This is a genomic window from Luteibacter sp. E-22, assembly GCF_049913125.1.
In the GTDB taxonomy this organism is placed as follows: Bacteria; Pseudomonadota; Gammaproteobacteria; order Xanthomonadales; family Rhodanobacteraceae; genus Luteibacter.
On the sequence record NZ_CP183975.1, the window covers coordinates 711,568 to 729,853 of the forward strand.

Genomic DNA, 18,286 nt, shown 5'->3' on the forward strand with positions numbered 1-18,286 from the left:
GACGACATGGCCGCCGCGCACCGGGGCTATCCGTGGAACACCGATCCCTGTGGACTGCACCGGCCGATCGTGGGGCTTTGTCGCATGCTGCGTCCGGTTCGGGGATAAGCGAACGCGCTTCCCCGCGACAGTTCGGCGTAGGATGCCCTGCAGGGCCACGAACGATCGGTGGGTAGCTGCTTGGAGCAGGATGTCTGGGAGCGCAAGTACCATCTTGCGCTGGAGCGGATGGAGCGTGACGAGCGCGATTTCCATGCGCTGGAGGAAGGACTGCGCCGGTTGGCGTTACGCCTCGCCGCGCTCGCCCGGGGTCGCGGCGACGACGTGGACCGGCTCCTCGACCGGCTGGCCGCCGAACTCCGCCACGTTCCTTCACTCGCGGCGCTCGAGCCGTTGCTCGAGGCCCTGGCGAAGGCCGTCACCACATCGGACGATCCCCCGCCGGCAAGCGGGGACCCGGACGCGGCCAGCATCGACGGATTGCGTGCCGACATAGCGCGCCTCCAGGAATTGCTGGCGGCGGTAAGCCTCCGCCTGGGCGACATGACCCGTTACCTTGCCGTCGAACTCGAACGGACGGGTGTCGAGGATCGCGAGGGCCGTGCGCTCGACGCCAGCGTTCGCGAGGAGATGCGCGCACTGGGCGAGACGACGCTCGCCGCGGCGGACCTGGGCAGCCTGCAAGCCGAGGTCGTCGCGCGTCTCTCCCTCATCGACCGCCATTTTCGCGAATACCGCGAACGCGAGGATGCGCGCCTCGCCGCTTACCGCGATCGTGCCGAGCGCATGCGCGACCGGGTGGAGGAACTGGAGAATCAGGCGACTTCGCTACAGGACTCGCTGCGCCGCGAACACGAGCTGGCCCTGACCGACGGGTTGACCCGCCTGCCGAACCGACTGGCCTACGAGCGGCGCGTGGCCGAGGTGGAACGTGAGATCCGCGAACAGGGCGCCGTCGCCTGCCTCGGCGCCTTCGATATCGATCATTTCAAGGGCATCAACGACACCTACGGCCATGGCGCAGGCGATGCGGTGCTGCGGATCGTGGGGCAGACCCTGGCGCGCGAACTGGAAGGACGCGCGTTCGTCGCCCGTTATGGAGGCGAGGAGTTCGTCGTGGTCTTCGCCGGCATGGGTACGGACGAGGCGTGGGAACTCTCGCTCGCTTTGTGTGCCACGGTGGAGAAGCTGGCGTTCCATGCCAGTTCGAAGCCTGTGATGGTCACCATGTCCGGCGGGATCACCCGCTTCGGCATCGGCGACACCTCGGCTGCGGCCTTCGACCGCGCCGACCGCGCGTTGTACGCGGCGAAGCGGGCGGGCCGGAATCGCTGCGTCCTGCTCTAGTCGTGCCGGGAGGTAGCGGCCGTCCAACGCATCCATTCACCGGCTGGATGCGGCAACGCGTCATAATGGTCCACCTCCGGTTCGCAAAGGGGTGACGCTACCCATGGAAGCCACGACAGACAGCCGCCCTTCCACGGGGGCCGCCGCCCGGCCCGAGGCCATCGTCGAGCGCGGCGATATCCGCTTCACCGTGCTGACACCGCGGCTCGTCCGCCTGGAATGGAGCGCCGACGGGCGCTTCCGCGACGGGCGTACCCAGGTGGTCGTGCATCGCGCGCTCGACGTGCCGCCGTTCGGGCTGGTCGAGGACGATCGATTCATCGAGATCGACACAGGCATGTTGCGGCTGCGCTACGAGAAGGGGACCGGCCATTTCGCCGCCGGCAACCTCGCGATCCTGGTTCGTCGCGGGAACGGACCGGTCACCTGGAATCCGGGCGACGCGCAGAAGGCCAACCTCGGCGGAACCTACCGCACGCTCGACCGCTACGACGGCGACACCTGGCAGGACGGCAGCACCCTGCCGCTGGAGGACGGGCTGATCGCACGCGATGGCTGGCACGTCGTCGACGACACCCAGGGCTTCGGGCTCGACGACGACGGCTGGGTGGAGGATCGTCCCGCGGGCGACCGCCAGGACCTGTATTTCTTCGGCTACGGCCACGATTACCGCGCCGCGCTCGCGGATTTCGCGGCGATCGCCGGTCCGCAACCGATCCCGCCGCGTTTCGTCTTCGGCTACTGGTGGTCGCGCTACTGGAACTATTCCGACGAAGAATTGCGCACGCTCGGTGCGCGTTTCGAAAAGGAACGCATACCGCTCGACGTGCTCGTGCTGGACATGGACTGGCACACCACGCCCGGTCTTTCACTGCGTCCCGGGCATGAGCAAAAGGATGTCTTCGGCGAGGCATCGGGCTGGACCGGCTACACCTTCAATCGCAGCCTGTTCCCGGAGCCCGGGGCCTTCATGCGCTGGGCCCATGGCCAGAACCTGCGCGTGACGCTCAACCTGCACCCCGCCTCGGGCGTCATGCCGCACGAGGAAAACTACGAAGCGATGGCGAAGGCCTTGTCGTGGGATACCTCCACTCAGGCGCCCATTCCGTTCGAGGGCACGTCGCAGCCGTACATGCGCGCCTTGTTCGACACGATCCTGAAGCCACTGGAAGCGCAGGGCGTGGATTTCTGGTGGCTGGACTGGCAACAGTGGCCCGAATCGAAGGCACACCCCGGCCTGTCGAACACCTGGTGGCTCAACCATGCGTTCTTCACCGAGATGCAGCGCGACGGCGATCGCCGCGGCCTCATCTACCACCGCTGGGGTGGCCTGGGTAACCACCGTTATCCGATCGGGTTCTCCGGTGACAGTGTCATTTCCTGGACGTCGCTCGCCTACCAGCCCCATTTCACGGCGATGGCGTCCAACGTGCTCTATGGGTACTGGAGCCACGATATCGGCGGGCATACCTTCCACAAGCACATCCCTCGGCCGGAGCGGCACCTCGAACCGGAGCTCTACGCACGCTGGATGCAACTGGGGGTGTTCAGCCCCGTGCTGCGCACGCATTCGGCGAAGGAAGCGAGCCTGCACAAGGAGCCCTGGCATTTCGGGCCGCCCTATGGCGATGCGATCTTCGCGGCGATCCGCCTGCGCTACCAGCTCGCCCCGTATATCTACGCCGCCGCGAGACAGGCCTACGACACCGGCGTCTCGATCGTCAGGCCCATGTACTACCACTGGCCGGAGCACGAGGAAGCCTACGCACATCCTGGACAGTACATGTTCGGCAACGACATCCTCGTGGCACCCGTGACCACGCCGGTCGGCGCCGACGGCACCGCGCCGTTCCCGGTCTGGCTCCCACCGGGCAAGTGGTACAGCCGCGATGGCGCGGAAGCCTTCGATGGAGGCGGGATGGTGGAGCGTTCGTACACGCTGGAGGAAATCCCGATCTTCGTGCGCCCGGGCAGCATCATCCCGCTTTACCCGGAAGGCATGCGCGATCTTGCCAGCCTTCCCGATACGCTGATCCTGCAGGTTTTCCCCGGTGCCCAGGGCACCACCGAACTCTATGACGACGACGGCACGAGCCAGGGCTACCAGCGCGGCGAGTTCGCTCGCACCTGCGTGCGCAACCGGCATGGCGATCGTGCGCATCGGGTGCATATCGATCGCATGGAAGGGCGGTACAAGGGGTGCCCGGCGAAGCGCGCGTACGTGGTGGAATTCCTCGATGCGGGCATGCCCGAGAGTGTCGAGGTCAATGGCGAGGCGCTGCCTTATAGCGCGGAGCCGGCACCGCGCTCCTGGCTGTTCGACGCGGCATGGCTGTGCATCCGCGTGGACCTGGGTCCGGTCTCCGTGGAGGAAGCGCAGGACGTCGTGGCTCGCTTCGTGCCCGAACACGCCGCGCCGGCCGGATTGCTGCACCGCATGCGCCGCGCCGCCGACGCGGTGCGGTACCTAAAGCAGGTGTGGGGCGATATCTCCGCCTTGCCCGACGATGTCGACCTCGCCGGCCAGGCCGCCCGTGTGTTGGCCTATGCGGTGGATGAAGGCGATGACGAGGGCAGGGCAGTGCGCTTCTCGGCGGCCGTGCGCGCGTTCGAAAAACGTTTCGCCGGGCTGGCCGCCAGCGTCGATGCCACGCCGATCGACGATGCCTACAAGCGCGCCTTCGCCGACCGGCTGGGACGCTGACCGTTGCGCCGCCTCCTGGTCTTGCTCCTGGCCTTGCTCGCTTGCGCAGCGAACGCGCAGGCGCCGCTACGGGTCGGCTCCAAGGCCGATAACGAAGGTGCGCTGCTTGGCCAGATCGTGTTGCAAGTGCTGCGCCACGAGGGCGTGCCCGTCGTGGATCATACGCAACTGGGGCCGACCTCGATCGTCCGCCGTGCTTTGCTCAACGGCGACCTGGACGTCTATCCGGAATACACCGGCAATGCCGCGTTCTTCTTCCATCGCGAGGACGATCCAACCTTCCGCGATGCGGGCAAGGCGTATGCGCTGGCCGCATCGCTCGACCGAGCGGCGAACAGGCTCGTCTGGCTGGCTCCCGCACCGGCCGACAACCATTGGGCCATCGGTGTTCGCGGCGATGTCGCCGGGCGCGAACGGCTGCGAACGCTGGCCGATTTCGCGCGATGGGTGAACGGTGGCGGCGACGTGCTGCTCGCGGGTTCCGCGGAGTTCGTCGAAAGCGAGGCGGCGCTGCCTGCGTTCCAGGCCGCGTATGGCTTCAATCTGCGTGGCAGCCAGTTGCTGGTGCTTGCCGGCGGGGATACCTCGGCGACGATCAAGGCGGCGGCGGAAGGTACGTCCGGCGTGAACGCGAGCATGGTCTATTCCACCGACGGCGCGATCGCGGTGACGGGGTTGGTGGTGTTGGAAGACCCGAAGCACGTGGAAATGGTGTACCAGCCCTCGCCCGTCGTGCGTGAGGATGCGCTGAAGCGTTATCCCGCGATGCGACCCGCATTGGAGGCCGCGTTCGGGCCACTGACCCTCGACGTGCTGCGCAAGCTCAACGCGCGCACGCAGATCGACGGAGAGGATGCCGCGACGGTGGCGGCGGATTACCTGCGTTCCCATGGGCTGTTGAAATGAAGCGTCCGGAGCCGCTCGCCGCGTTGCCGGTGCTCGTGCTTTCCGCGATCGGCCTGCTGGCGGCGGCGTTCGCGGCGTTCCTCCATGTCGCGCCGAACCGGTTGCTCGCCGGGCAGGCGTTCAACCCGCATCCATGGCTGTGGATCGGCGCGTGGTGCACGGTGATGGTCTGCGCGGTGTTCCAGGTGCCGCGACATCGCTTCGTCGCAGCCTCCATCGCATGGCTCGCCGTGGTGGGCTCGCCGCTGCTCGCCGGACTCGATGCGCAGCGGATACTCCTCCATGCCGCCCCGTCGATCCGCGTGCAACTCGGTGCCGGCTTCTGGCTCATGTGGCTTGCCGCCGCCCTCTTGCTGCTCGACCGCCTGCGCGGTCAGCGCGTTGGCGTACAGGTAGCCACGTGGCTGGCGGCGCTGGCACTTATCCTGGTCCAGGGCGCCGCCGGCCTGTTCGACGGGCTTGCCCTGTTGCGCGAATGGCACGCGCAGCGCGCGCCTTTCGCCGAGGCCTTGGCGAGTCACCTGCGTCTGAGCGCGATTACCCTGGTGCTGGCCTTGCTGGTCGGTGCGCCCCTGGGGTGGTGGGTTTGGCGCGGGCGCCGGAGCGACGGCATGCTCGTCGGCGTGCTCGCCTTCCTGCAGACCGTGCCGTCGCTCGCGCTGTTCGCGCTGTTGATCGGACCGTTCGCATGGCTGGCGCGCGAGTGGCCCCTGCTCGGTTCGCTGGGTTTCGGCGGTACGGGCGCGGCACCCGCGGTATTCGCCCTGCTGCTGTATGCCTTGCTGCCGGTGGTCCGTTACACCGCTGCCGGGTTGGATGCCGTGCCTGCCGATGCACGCGAGGCTGCCCGTGGACTGGGCATGAGCCGTGCGCAGTTGCTCCTTCGCGTGCAGCTGCCGCTTGGCTGGCCGGTGTTGCTTGCCGGCCTGCGCGTCGTCGCGGTTCAAACGATCGGCCTTGCCGCCGTCGCGGCCCTGATCGGTGCCGGAGGGCTCGGTCGCTTCGTCTTCCTCGGCATAGGCCAGGGGGCGACCGACATGGTGCTGCTGGGTACGCTTGCCATCCTTGTCCTGGCCCTGGCCGTGGATCTCGTCTTCCAGGGCCTGCTCGCCCTCACGGAGCGTCACGCATGATCGAGTTCGAGCACGTCTGCAAGCGCTTCGGCGACCATGTGGTGATCGACGACCTCTCCTTGCGCATCGACGATGGCGAATTCTTCGTCCTGGTCGGGCCATCCGGCTCGGGCAAGTCGACCTTGTTGCGCACGGTGAATCGACTGATCCATATCGACGCGGGCAGGGTGCGCGTCGATGGCGAGGATGTCGCGACGCGCGATGTGGAAACACTGCGTCGCGGCATCGGCTACGCCATCCAATCGGTCGGACTGTTTCCCCACCGCACCGTGGCCGAGAACATCGCGACGGTGCCACGCCTTCTCCATTGGCCTGAGGATGCGATCCGTGCGCGGGTGGCCGAGTTGATCGGCCTGCTCCGGCTGGACGAGCCGGGTATCGCCGATCGTTATCCGCACACCTTGTCGGGTGGCCAACAGCAGCGCGTGGGCGTGGCGCGCGCACTGGCCGCGCGCCCGCGCATCGTATTGATGGACGAACCGTTCGGCGCCCTGGACCCGCTGACGCGTGAGTCCTTGCAGGCCAGCCTCAAGGCGATCCAGCGCGAAACAGGTACCACCATCCTGTTCGTCACCCATGACATGGACGAGGCCTTCGGCCTTGGCGACCGGGTGGGCCTCATGCTGGACGGAAAGTTGATCCAGGTCGGCGCGCCGCTTGCTTTCCTTCGTCATCCGGCCGACGAGCGCGTGCGGGATTTCGTCGGCGGCACGCGTGCGCGTTTGCGCGAACTGGCGGTGCGCACCGTGCGTGACAGCATGCGTGGCGGCGAACGCGCGGAGGGCGAGCCCGTCGATGCGGCGGCGTCCTTGCAGGACGCCCTGGGTGCCATGCTGGCACAGGGTCGCGATCGCCTGCCCGTGCGCGAGGGCGGTGAGCATGTCGGTACGATCGTGCTGGCCGATCTCGTGTTGCGTCCATGAAGCTGGCCGTGACCCTGGCCGTGCTGGTCGCGCTCTTGCTGGCGCTGCCGCATGCGGCGCCGCTCTTCCACGCATGGCAACCGTCGCTTCCTCATCCGCTGTACACGCGCACGTCTTTCCTTGCGTTGACGCTTGCCCACCTCTCGCTCGTGTTGGCAGCGACGCTTGCCGCCGTGGCGATCGGCCTGTCACTCGGCATCCTCGCCACGCGTCCGCTTGGCCGATCGTTGCTGCCGACGGTTCGCGCGGTGGCCGTGATCGGACAGACCTTCCCACCGGTGGCCGTGCTGGCCATCGCCGTACCGCTGCTCGGTTTCGGTGCCGCACCGACCTTGTTCGCGCTGGTGTTGTATGGCGTGTTGCCGGTGCTGGGACAGGCCGTGGCGGGCCTGGACCAGGTTCCGGCGGCGGCATTGCACGCGGCCGATGGCATGGGCTATGGCCGCTGGCGCCGCCTGCTCGACGTGGAGCTTCCGCTGGCGGCGGGGCCGATCATGGCGGGCATTCGTCTTTCGGCCATCGTCAGTGTCGGCACGGCGACGATCGGTTCGGCGGTCGGCGCCACGACGCTCGGTTCACCGATCGTCGAGGGTCTGGTTGGCAACAATCCCGCCTACGTGGTGCAGGGAGCCTTGCTGGTGGGCGTGCTGGCGTTGACGGTGGATGCGGCGCTGGCGGCGGTGGAGAGGCGCGTGCGGAGGTCGGATCGCCGCTGAAGCGGCTCCCACATGACCGCCCGGAGAGGTTGTGGGAGCCGCTTCAGCGGCGACGGGGTCACCAGATCCGCACCCGCTGCTTCGGGTCCAGGTAAAGCTTCTGGCCGGGCTTCGGCTGGAAGGCGTCGTACCAGGGATCGAGGTTGCGCACCGTCTGCGCGCGGAATTCGCCCGGCGCATGGCCATCGCCGATGACCTGCTGGCGCAAAGCCGCGTCGCGGGTCTTGGTGCGCCAGGACTGTGCGAAGGCGAGGAAGAAGCGCTGGTCGCCGGTCAGGCCGTCGATCACCGGCGCGGGCTTGCCGCCAAGGCTCTCCTTATATGCGGCGTAGGCGATCGCCAGGCCGGACACGTCCGCGATGTTTTCGCCCAGGGTCTGCTGGCCATTGATGTGCAGGCCCGGCAGCGGCTCGTACTGGTTGAACTGCTCGACCAGGCGCTGGCCGGCTTCCTTGAAGTGCTTCTCGTCGGCGGCGGTCCACCAGTTGGCGAGCCGGCCCTGGGCGTCGAACTCGGCGCCGGTGTTGTCGAAGCTGTGGCTGATCTCGTGTCCGATCACCGCGCCGATGGAACCGTAGTTGGAAGCCGCATCTGCCTTAGGATCGAAGAACGGCGCCTCGAGGATCGCGGCGGGGAAGTTCAGCGCGTTCTGCAGCGGCAGGTTCACCGCATTGACGGTCTGCGGCGTCATCCACCATTCGTCGCGGTCCACCGGCTTGCCCAGCTTCGCGACCTGGTGGTGGTACTCGGCGAGTTCCGCACGGGCATGGTTGCCGAGCGCATCGTCGGGACGGACTTCCAGCTTCGAGTAATCGCGCCAGGTGTCGGGATAGCCGACGCCCACCTTGATGGTGGCGATCTTCGCCTTGGCCTTCTGTTTCGTGGCGGCGGACATCCACTCGATCGTGTCCACGCGCGCGTCGAACGCCTTGAGGATGTTCTTCACCATGTCCTGCACTTCCGCGCGCGACGATGCCGGGAAGTACTGCTTTACGTAGAGCTGCCCCATCGCGTCGCCGAGGTCGGTGTTCACGCGGCCGAGGCCGCGCTTCCATCGATCGCGCTGCTTCGGCGTACCGGAGAGGGTCTTGCCGTAGAAGTCGAAGGCGAGGTCGTCATAGGCCTTCGGCAGCAGGCCGGCGGCGTTCTCGTTGATGGTGTGGAAGCGCAGCCAGGCCTTCCAGGTGTCCAGCGGTTCGCTGGCGACGAGGGCGGCGAATTTCGTCACCGTGGCCGGTTGCCAGACGATGAAGGTGGGCTGGTCGTCGAGACCGGCGGCCTTGAACCAGGCGTTCCAGTCGATGCCTGGCGCCTTGCTCGCGAAACTCGTGCGCGGCCAGGGGTTGTTGGCCTTATGGATGTCTTCGCTCTCGACGATGGACAGCTGGGCCTGGGCGATCTTCGTTTCGAGGGCGACGATGGCCTTCGCCTTGCCGGCGGCATCGGGCGTGCCCGCCTGCGCGAGCAGGGCCTGGACATAGGCGGCGTATTTCTCGCGCGTCTCGACCATGTCCTTGTCGTTCTTCAGGTAGTAATCGCGGTTGGGCATGCCCAGCCCGCCCTGCAACAGGTAAGGCATGTTCTTCGAGGGATCTTCGAGGCCCTGGGCGACGAAGAGGCCGAGCAGGTGCTCGGTGTCGAGATTGGTCGCGTTGATAGGATCGACGTCGGCACGCAGCTGCGCGCCCAACGCCGCCGAGAGCTGTGCCTTGTCCTGGATCGCGTCGATTCGGGCCAGTGCCGGTTCGAGCGGCTTGAGGCCCGCCTTCTCGATGGCCGCCTCGTCCATATAGGCCTTGTAGTAGTCGGCGATGAGGCGTTCGTTGCTCCCCGGGGCCGCCTTGCCGTCACCGACCGCCTTGAGCAGGTCCGCGTTGCGTTTCTCTGCTTTCTCGAACACCTCCAGGAAAATGCCGGTGCTGGCCCTGTCGGCTGGAATGACCGCGGTCTTCTTCCAGTTCCCATTGGCGTACCCGTCGAAATCGTCGCCGGGCTGCACCGAGCGGTCGATGCCCTTGAGATCGATGCCCGAGGGCTGGCCGGCGGCTAGCGCGCCGGTGGAGGCGAGGCCGCAGGCGATCGAGGCGGCGAGAATCCGGTGGATGGTGGCCATGGAAGGGTCCTTGCAGGTGGCGCGCCCACGATAGCCCCAGCCGTGGCGCTTGTGTCCATGACCGATGGACTAGGCGCAAGGCCACCTCCCGGGCCCACAAAGCACCCTGGGGGATGTGCCCTAATGATCGTCCGGCTTCGCAACGAGGCCGGTATCGGGGCGGGCCGCGGGTCGCCCGGGCCCGCCCGACCATCATTGGCAGCAGATCTTTAGGGAGATCTATATGAACGCACGTTTCGAACTGACCGGCTCGCAGACCGAGATCGCCAGCTATCCGCTCTGGGCGCAGGACATGGTCTCGTCCTGCGAGGACACCCGGCGGGGGATCGTCAGCCATGAGATGTGGACGGCCATGTGCGCCGCCACCCTCGACCCGCAGACCACGCGCAACTTCATGGTCGGCGTCTGGCCGGTGATCGAGCGCTTCCCGGGCTACATGTCGCACAGCCTGTTGAAGACCCGTTATGGCCGCAGCCCGGGCGACGACCTCGCCCGGCGCTGGCTGGTCCGTAACATCCGGGTGGAGCAGAACCACGCCGAGTACTGGCTGAACTGGGCCGAGAGCGCGGGGGTGTCGCGCGAGGATGTGCTGGGAGCCGAGCCGCCCAAGGGCTCCCAGGCCCTGGCCGACTGGTGCGAGGAGGTGTCCCGCAACGACTCGCTGGCCGCGGGCATCGCCGCGACGAACTACGCGGTGGAGGGGGCGACCGGGGATTGGTCGCAGCTTGTCTACGAAAGCAAGGCTTATGCCGAAAGCTTGCCGATTTCCGGCCGGAAAGCCGGGCTTCGCTGGCTTCAGCTTCACGCCGCCTATGACGATACCCATCCGTGGGAGGCACTGGAAATCGTCTGCACGCTACTGGGAAGCAACCCCCCGGTGGACCAGGTCGAACACATTAAAGAGTGTGTTCGCCGTAGTTACGTCTGCATGAGCATCACGCTGGACCGTTGCATGGACGCGATCGGCTCGATCCGCAAGTGGAACGAGGCGGCGGCGTAACTCGCAAGTTGGGCGTCATGTGGAGCACTATCACGTCCGGTTGAGGAACAAGGGGAACCAATGCGCCGCCTCGAGGCCAGTCACCAGCAGCTACTGTCCAGGCGCCTCAGGCCGCTGGCCTATGCCTTGGTGGCGGTCGTCGGCCTCATCCTCACCCTGACGTGGGTCGCGCTCCAGACCCAGGTGACCCTCGCCGGTTTCCTCAACGGCGAGAGTCTCTGGTCCAAGGCGCAGAAACAGTCGGTCATCGACCTGGACGCCTATGCGGCCCACGGCCGCCCGGGGGACCTGGCCGGGTTCCGGCGGAATTACGCCGTCCTCATGTCCGATCGCTGGGCGCGCGATGCGATCGCCAGCGGCGACTTCTCCCATGCGGACGTCAACGACGCCTTCGCCAGGGGAGGGGTCATCCCCGAGGCCATCCCCGGGATGGTCTTCATCTTCCAGTATTTCGACGGCATGCCTTACGTGCGTGAGGCCGTGGCGGAGTGGCGTTCCGTGGACGGCAGCCTCGCCGACCTGGAGGACACCGCCGATCGTCTGGAGAAGGGCTATGGCGCCGGCACGCTGCAGCCGGGCGACATCGTCGCCGAGCGGGAGCGGATCGCCACGCTCAACAACTACATCGAACCCCGCGCCAAGGCGTTTTCCCTCTACATCGCCAACGGCGCCTCGTGGCTGGGCCGGGTGTTGTTCTTCACCGTGCTCGGCGTGGCCGCCCTGGCTTCGCTGCTGTGGCTACGCATGGCCGGGCGCATCCTCGCCGGGATTCGCGGTACCGAGGAGCGCTACAGCCTCCTCTTCGACAGTGCGGCCGATGCCATTTTCATGGTCGACGAGGAAACCGGACGCATCCTCGACGCCAACCGCCGCGCCGCCTCGTGGCTCGGCTGCTCGCGCGAGGAATTGACCGGGATGGAGTTGGCCGCCTTGTTCGTGGACGGTTCTCCGCATACCGGTATGGGCAGCCTGCGCAATCCCGATGGCAGCCTGCGGCCGGTGGAGACGCAGAGCAGCCTCGTGGTCTGGGGCGCCCGACAGGTTTCGCAGGCCATCGTGCGCGATATTTCGGACCGGGTGGCCATGGAGCAGGAGCGCAAGATCGCCTCCGAGGCGCTGGCCAGTATCGCGGAGGGCGTGATCATCGCGGACGCCGATCGCAGGGTGACCACCGCCAACGCGGCGCATACGAAGCTCACCGGGTTCCCGGTGCAGGCGCTGCGCCGTACCCGCTTCGACATCACGCGGACACTTCCGGATGGCCGTCCCTTGCCGCAGTCGTTGTGGGACGACATCGCGGCGGGCGACAACTGGGTGGGCGAAGTGGAAAGCCGCCGCGCGGACGGCAGCACGTATCCGGAACTGATGAGCATCAGCACCATCCGCGACCGCGACGGGCGCCCGCAGCACTATGTGGCGGTGGTGTCGGACATCACCGCGCGCAAGGCCGACCGGCAGCGCCTGCAACACCTGGCCACGCACGATCCCCTCACTGGCCTGGTCACCCGCTCGGAATTCGAGCGCCGTTGCGCCGAGGCGATCACCCGTGCCGCGCACGAGCGCGGCGCGGTGGCGGTGTTGTTCGTCGACCTCGATGCTTTCAAGGTGGTGAACGACAGCTACAGCCATGCCACGGGCGACGCCCTGCTGATGCGCGTGGCCGAGCGCATCCGCGCCCAGCTTTCGCCACACGACGTGGCGGGCCGCATCGGTGGCGACGAATTCACCGTATTGCTCGCCGACCTGCGCTCGCGCGAGGAAGCGCTGGTGGTGGCGGAGACGATGCTTGCCGCGCTGGCGCGTCCCTTCGACCTGGGGGACTACGAACTCTATGTCAGCGCCAGCATCGGCATCGCGGGGTATCCGCTCGATGGCAACGACGCGGTCACCCTGATCGCCAATGCCGACGCGGCCATGTATGTGGCCAAGACCGAAGAGCGCAACGCGCTGCGTTTCTATACGCCGAAGATGCACGCGGACGCGCGGCGCCGCCTCAAGCTCGCCTCGGAACTGCGCCAGGCGCTGATCCGCAACGAGTTCTATCTCGTCTACCAGCCCAGCATCGAGATGAAGAGCGGACGTATCGTGGCCGTCGAGGCCCTGATCCGCTGGCGTCACCCGGAACGCGGCAACGTCGCGCCGGACGAATTCATCCCGATCGCGGAAAGCCTCGGCCTGATCCGCCAGATCGACCAGTGGGTGCTTGAGACGGCCTGTCGACAGTTGCTGCAGTGGGACGAGGCGCGCCTGCCGCCCCTGCGCATGGCGGTCAATGTGTCGGCGGGCTCGTTCGGCCACCCGGATTTCCTGCAAGGCGTTTGCCAGGCACTGCAGGAGATCGGCATCCCGCCGAAGCGTCTGCTCGTCGAACTGACCGAAAGCGCCATCCTGCGCCTGGGTGAGGATACCGAGCGTGCCATGCTCGCCTTGCACAATCTTGGCGTGGCCGTGGCCATCGACGATTTCGGCACCGGCTATTCCTCCCTGGCCTATCTGAAGCTGCCGGCGGTGGCTTACCTCAAGATCGACCGTTCCTTCGTCACCGGGTTGCCGATGAACGCGAACGACGTCGCGATCACCGAAGCGATGGTGGCGATCGCGCGCAGCCTCGACCTGCACACGATCGCCGAAGGCATCGAGACCGAAGGCCAGCACGAATTCCTGCTCCGCGCCGGCTGCCAGGAAGGGCAGGGTTTCTTGTATTCCCGTCCGCTGCCGCCGGACGAGATCGAGCGCCTGCTGGCGCCGAGGACCACGGGCAGCAAGCGCCTGTCGCTGGTTCCGCCCAAGCGCGCCTAGCCTGCCGGGACCGTCAGCGGAAGGCACGCCGTGCCAAGAAGGGGCGGCCTCTTCGAATCAGAATGAACAACCCCATATAGGCGGTCATGTACCCGCGCAAGGATCCATCGTGTCCAACCACGACCCCATCGTCTTCCTGTTCGACGTCGACAACACCCTGATCGATAACGACCGTTTCAGTGCGGACCTCCGCGCACGCCTGGAGCGCGATTTCGGCGTCGAGGGCCGTGCCCGCTACGAGGCCATCGACAAGGACATCCGCGGCCAGGTCGGTTACGCCGATTACCTGGGCGCGTTGCAGCGCCTGCGCGGACAGGCGAGCAGCCCCGAGTTCATGGGCATGTCGTTCTTCCTGCTCGACTACCCCTTCGACGAGCGCCGATTCCCCGGCGTGCCGGAAGCCATCGCGCATCTGCGCACGATCGGCCGTCCGGTGATCATGTCCGACGGCGACACCGTGTTCCAGCCACGAAAAATTCGCCGAGCTGGCCTCTGGGACGCATTCCAGGGGGACGTGCTGATCTACGTGCACAAGGAAGAGATGCTCGACGACATGCGCCGCCGTTATCCGGCGGACCACTACGTGATGGTGGACGACAAGCCGCGCATCCTCGTGGCGTTGAAGAAACTGCTTGGCGACAAGGTCACCACGGTGTTCGTGAAGCAGGGGCACTATGCGGCCGCCGCGGGCAAGGAACTGGAAGAAACGCCGCCGGACATCACGATCGATACCGTCGCGGAGTTGGCCACGATGCGCCGCGAGGATTTCCTGGCGGCGGCCTGACCGGCCGCCATCGCCGACAGGGTCGGCTCCCACCAGGCCCGCCTCGACACCGTGGGAGCCGCTTCAGCGGCGATGCTTCTTGAGTGGGAGCCGACCCTGCCGGCGATTCACGCGTCGAAAGCGCCCCGCACCCACTCCACGCCATCCCCCTCGAAAGCCAGCACGTCGAACCGGCATGGCCTCCGCGCATCATGCGGATGCCATGCGATCCACAGGTGGGCCGCGCTGATCAGCTTGCGCCGCTTGACCGCCGTCACCGATCCCAGCGCGCCGCCGAAGCCGCTATTGCACCGGTAGCGCACCTCGACGAACACCACGGTTTCACCGTCGCGCATGACGAGGTCGATCTCGCCATGTCGGCAGAGGAAGTTGGCGCGGACGAGCCGCAATCCCCGTTCTTCGAGAAATGCCCGGGCCGCGCCTTCGAAACGGTCGCCGGTGGCGCGGCGCGGAGTGGTTTTCTTCGTAGCCGTCACGCGAACTCCCTGTTCGCGCCGGCAGGGAATCAGCCCCCGCCGCTTTCGACGTCGGGAGCCGTGGCCGGCGCTTCGAGTTCGAGGCTACCCGCGACGGGGCGTGCCACGCCGTCGGCGAAACGCGCCCAGATGAGTACGCGGCGCACGCGGCCGAATTCATCCGCGACCAGCTGGCCGGTCGCGCCGGGCAGGTAGCTGCCCGGATGGCCGCGCATCCAGTCGATGTAGGGCACGAGGCCCCAGGCATCCATGCCGAAGGCGAACAGCCGTGCCGTCACGCCCTTGGTCGCCGGCAGTGCGTTGTTGAGGTCGGTGCGCCGCGGCAGGCCCGGCTGCGCGTCGAACAACCAGGGCGCATCGCAGAATTCCACGCCTTCGAGGTCACGGTCGGCTGTCGCGTCGTCGCCACCCGCGTAGACGTGCGACGTGGCGAAGACCGGAAGCGTGTTCTTGGCGAGGCGCAGCTGGGGCAGCAGGAGGCGTGCCTGCTGCGGCTTCATGCTGATGAAGACGCCACTGGTGGCGGGGTCCTGTCCGACCGGCTCGGACAGCTGCGAGGCGAAGTCGATGCTCCCCGAATCGAGCGTGACCTGGCTGGCCAGCGTGCCACCGCGCGCCTGCCATTCGGCCTTGAACGCGTTGCCGGCGCGGCGTGCGAAATCGTCGGTGGATATGATCACCGTGGCCGTACGCATGCCCCTGTCGGCCATGTGGTCGGCCACCTGTGCGCCTTCGGTTTCCGGCAGCAAGCCGAACTCGTTGGCACCCGCGGGCGGCAGGTTCTTGTTGTCGTTGGGGTAGTTCAGCGTGAGCATCGGCGCGGGCAGGGCGCCCTTGGCGAAGATCGCCGACACGCCGTCGCGGTTGAGCGGGCCGACGACGAAGCGGGCGCCTTCGGCGACGGCTTTGTCGTACGCGGCGACGGCATGCTGGGCGTCATTGCCGGAATCGTAGACGGCCACTTCCGGGCGCGGCGCGTCGTTGTGGGCCGCCTCGATGTAGTTGGTGAAGAATCCGTCGCGGATGGCGGCGCCGGCACCGGCCAGCGGGCCGGACAGCGGCAGCAGCAGCGCGACCTTGGTCGGCACCTTGTATCCCTCGCGCACGCCTTTGTCGCCGGTGACCGTGCCGACGGCCTGGTCGAGCACGGCCGGCGAACGGGTCACGCTGCCGAGCTGGGCCTGGGCTTCCGTCACCCAGGGTTTCATCGGGTCGTTCGCCGGAAGGGCGCCACCGCGTTCGGCGAGCGCTTGCGCACCGAGGCCCGTGAGCTGGGCGAGGATTTCCTTGCGGTTCTGCTCGCGGTCGATGCCGCGCAACTGGCCGTCCAGTTCGATCCGGGTCTGTGCCGCGCTCCACGGATCGCCGGCGGCGGCCTGGGCGCGGGCGCGCAATTCGGCGAGGCGCTGGTCGATCTGCGGCGATACGCGCGACGACGGCTTACCGGTGAGGGAGAGCGCGGTCTTCGCGTCGTTGTTCTTCAGGGCGACTTCGGCGCGCAACGCGTCGAGGCGCAAGGCGTCCTCGCCTTCGAGGCGGGAGCGGCGAATGTCGGCGACGAGGGGAGCCGCGCGATCCAGGGCCCCTTCCTGCCGGTACGATTCCGCGGCGAGCAGCTTGTAGTAGTCACGATGGTCGCTGTCCTGCGCGGACAGGGCGAGGTACGCCTGCGCGGCCTGGTCGAACTGGCCCTTGATGTAGAGCGCCTGCGCCGCCTGGGTGGCCTCACCCGAAGGGGCGGCACCGTGCTGGACCCCGCCCTGGGTCACGCAGCCGGCGAGACCGGCGGAAAGCAGGAGGACGAGGGTGGTGGCGCGGATCGATCGCATCGCAACGGATTCCTTGACTGCACGAAGGCGCCCTCCGGCGCCGAAACGACCGGATCATAGCCCATCGCTCCGCGAGGCCGTTGTGAGCCGGCCCGTGCTTGCGCCGATCCGGCCCTGGCCCGCCCTGTTCCGGCCCCGGCCGATCCCGTGGGAGCCGACCCTCTCGGCGATAACCCGCCTGACGGTCGGGCCCCGGCGATCAAGCCCCGTAAAGCGCCTTGCGCGGCGCGCCGGTGATCGCGGCCGCCAGCTTCGCCGCCTTCGCCGGAGGCAGTTCGTCCTTGAGGATCGCGAACACACGCAGGCCCTCGGCCAGGCGTTCGTCTTCGCCGGCTTCCCGGCCGGCGACCATCACCACGAACTCGCCGCGCTGCTGGTTAGGATCGGCGGCCACGCGTTCCACCAGGTTCGAAAGTGGACCGTCGAGCACGGTCTCGAACATCTTGGTCAGTTCGCGGGCGACCACGGCCTCGCGCGCCGGACCGAACACCCCGGCCATGTCCTGCAGCGATTCGAGGATGCGATGCGAGGACTCGTAGAAAATCACGGTGCGCGTCTCGCCCGCCAGTTCGCCGAGCCGCGCACGGCGTGCGCCGGCCTTGGCGGGCAAGAAACCCTCGAAGATGAAGCGATCGCTCGGTAGTCCGGCGACGGAAAGCGCCGCGACGACCGCGCTCGGCCCCGGAACCGGGCTGACCTTCAGCCCCGCCGCCCGCGCGGCGCGGACGAACCGGAAGCCGGGGTCGCTGATCAGCGGCGTGCCAGCGTCGGAAACGAGGGCGATGTCGTCGCCGCCGAGCATGCGTTCCACGAGGCTGTCGACCGCCGTTCGCTCGTTGTGGTCGTGCAGTGCGACCAGGGGCGTGTCGATGCCCAGATGCTGGAGCAAGGGGCGCGTATGCCGTGTGTCCTCGGCCGCGATGACCTTCACCCGACGCAGCGTCTCGATGGCGCGTGCACCGATGTCGTCGCGATGGCCGATCGGCGTGGCGACGACATGCAGCGTGCCGGGGCGTGGTGATGACATCGGGGGTTCCGCTGGATGGGGCGGATCATTCTACGTGCAGGTACCGCTTCTGCCGTACAATCCGAGATGGAGTCGGCCGGACAGTCGCGTCGCGCCTTCGGGCGTATCGAGGAAAGTCCGGGCTCCATAGGGCAGGGTGCCAGGTAACTCCTGGGCAGCGTGAGCTGACGGCCAGTGCAACAGAGAGCAGACCGCCGATGGCCCCGCGAGGGGATCAGGTAAGGGTGAAAGGGTGCGGTAAGAGCGCACCGCGTGCGGGGCTAACGCCGCATGGCACGGTAAACCCCACCCGGAGCAAGACCAAATAAGGGAACCATGACGCGGCCCGCGTCGTTCCCGGGTAGGTTGCTGGAGCCTGGCGGTGACGCCAGGCCGAGAAGAATGACTGTCACGTCGCAAGACGCACAGAACCCGGCTTACAGGCCGACTCCTTTTTCTTCCACGCATCGCGGCGCCGTCCTCACCGACGGCGCCGCGGCGTTTCCAGGGACGGGTGACCTGGGATGCCACCGCCGGGGAAAGCCATCCT

13 protein-coding genes and 1 other RNA gene are annotated in these 18,286 nt (G+C 67.4%); 10 read left to right on the forward strand and 4 right to left on the reverse strand.

The annotated features are described in order from the left end of the window. Positions 1–168 precede the first annotated feature (168 nt). From ACN9M2_RS03070 to ACN9M2_RS03095, 6 genes are all read left to right on the forward strand, one after another. Entirely contained in the window at positions 169–1,347 is a 1,179-nt protein-coding gene (locus ACN9M2_RS03070; RefSeq protein WP_426286712.1) for a diguanylate cyclase, read from the forward strand. 103 nt (positions 1,348–1,450) lie between these two features. Further along, entirely contained in the window at positions 1,451–4,051 is a 2,601-nt protein-coding gene (locus tag ACN9M2_RS03075) for a TIM-barrel domain-containing protein (protein WP_426286713.1), read from the forward strand. Positions 4,052–4,054: 3 nt separating this feature from the next. Then, positions 4,055–4,957, forward strand: coding sequence for a glycine betaine ABC transporter substrate-binding protein OsmF (osmF, locus tag ACN9M2_RS03080; protein WP_426286714.1), 903 nt, complete (start codon positions 4,055–4,057; stop codon positions 4,955–4,957). Further along, positions 4,954–6,090: an ABC transporter permease gene (locus ACN9M2_RS03085; protein WP_426286715.1), complete on the forward strand. Its 1,137-nt coding sequence runs from the start codon at positions 4,954–4,956 to the stop codon at positions 6,088–6,090. Before osmF ends, ACN9M2_RS03085 begins: the two co-directional genes overlap by 4 nt. Further along, on the forward strand, positions 6,087–7,013 hold the full coding sequence (locus tag ACN9M2_RS03090) for an ABC transporter ATP-binding protein (RefSeq protein ID WP_426286716.1): 927 nt from the start codon (positions 6,087–6,089) through the stop codon (positions 7,011–7,013). Before ACN9M2_RS03085 ends, ACN9M2_RS03090 begins: the two co-directional genes overlap by 4 nt. After that, entirely contained in the window at positions 7,010–7,729 is a 720-nt protein-coding gene (locus ACN9M2_RS03095; protein ID WP_426286717.1) for an ABC transporter permease, read from the forward strand. Before ACN9M2_RS03090 ends, ACN9M2_RS03095 begins: the two co-directional genes overlap by 4 nt. Positions 7,730–7,787: 58 nt before the next feature. Here ACN9M2_RS03095 and ACN9M2_RS03100 read toward each other — a convergent pair whose 3' ends face one another. Beyond that, positions 7,788–9,842, reverse strand: coding sequence for a M13 family metallopeptidase (locus ACN9M2_RS03100; RefSeq protein ID WP_426286718.1), 2,055 nt, complete (start codon positions 9,840–9,842; stop codon positions 7,788–7,790). Positions 9,843–10,065: 223 nt separating this feature from the next. Between ACN9M2_RS03100 and ACN9M2_RS03105 the strand changes: the two genes are divergently transcribed. The 3 genes from ACN9M2_RS03105 to ACN9M2_RS03115 all read left to right on the forward strand — a co-directional run bounded on the left by ACN9M2_RS03105 (position 10,066) and on the right by ACN9M2_RS03115 (position 14,425). Then, positions 10,066–10,842, forward strand: coding sequence for a TenA family transcriptional regulator (locus tag ACN9M2_RS03105; RefSeq protein ID WP_426286719.1), 777 nt, complete (start codon positions 10,066–10,068; stop codon positions 10,840–10,842). Positions 10,843–10,902: 60 nt separating this feature from the next. Further along, positions 10,903–13,641: a putative bifunctional diguanylate cyclase/phosphodiesterase gene (locus tag ACN9M2_RS03110; protein ID WP_426286720.1), complete on the forward strand. Its 2,739-nt coding sequence runs from the start codon at positions 10,903–10,905 to the stop codon at positions 13,639–13,641. A gap of 109 nt (positions 13,642–13,750) precedes the next feature. Then, positions 13,751–14,425 (forward strand): HAD family hydrolase, encoded by a 675-nt coding sequence (locus tag ACN9M2_RS03115; RefSeq protein WP_426286721.1) that lies wholly within the window; start codon positions 13,751–13,753, stop codon positions 14,423–14,425. Positions 14,426–14,532: 107 nt separating this feature from the next. On the opposite strand, the gene ACN9M2_RS03120 is transcribed toward ACN9M2_RS03115, so the two are convergent. The 3 genes from ACN9M2_RS03120 to rsmI form a co-directional block, all read right to left on the reverse strand. Then, on the reverse strand, positions 14,533–14,901 hold the full coding sequence (locus tag ACN9M2_RS03120; RefSeq protein ID WP_426286722.1) for a YraN family protein: 369 nt from the start codon (positions 14,899–14,901) through the stop codon (positions 14,533–14,535). 29 nt (positions 14,902–14,930) lie between these two features. Continuing rightward, positions 14,931–16,730, reverse strand: a complete 1,800-nt coding sequence (locus ACN9M2_RS03125; protein ID WP_426286723.1) for a penicillin-binding protein activator — start codon at positions 16,728–16,730, stop codon at positions 14,931–14,933. Between the two features lie 199 nt (positions 16,731–16,929). Beyond that, complete coding sequence (gene rsmI / locus ACN9M2_RS03130) at positions 16,930–17,757, reverse strand: 16S rRNA (cytidine(1402)-2'-O)-methyltransferase (RefSeq protein WP_426286724.1); 828 nt, start codon at positions 17,755–17,757, stop codon at positions 16,930–16,932. 68 nt (positions 17,758–17,825) lie between these two features. Between rsmI and rnpB the strand changes: the two genes are divergently transcribed. Continuing rightward, positions 17,826–18,192: RNase P RNA component class A (gene rnpB, locus ACN9M2_RS03135), an RNA gene on the forward strand. Positions 18,193–18,286: the final 94 nt, after the last annotated feature.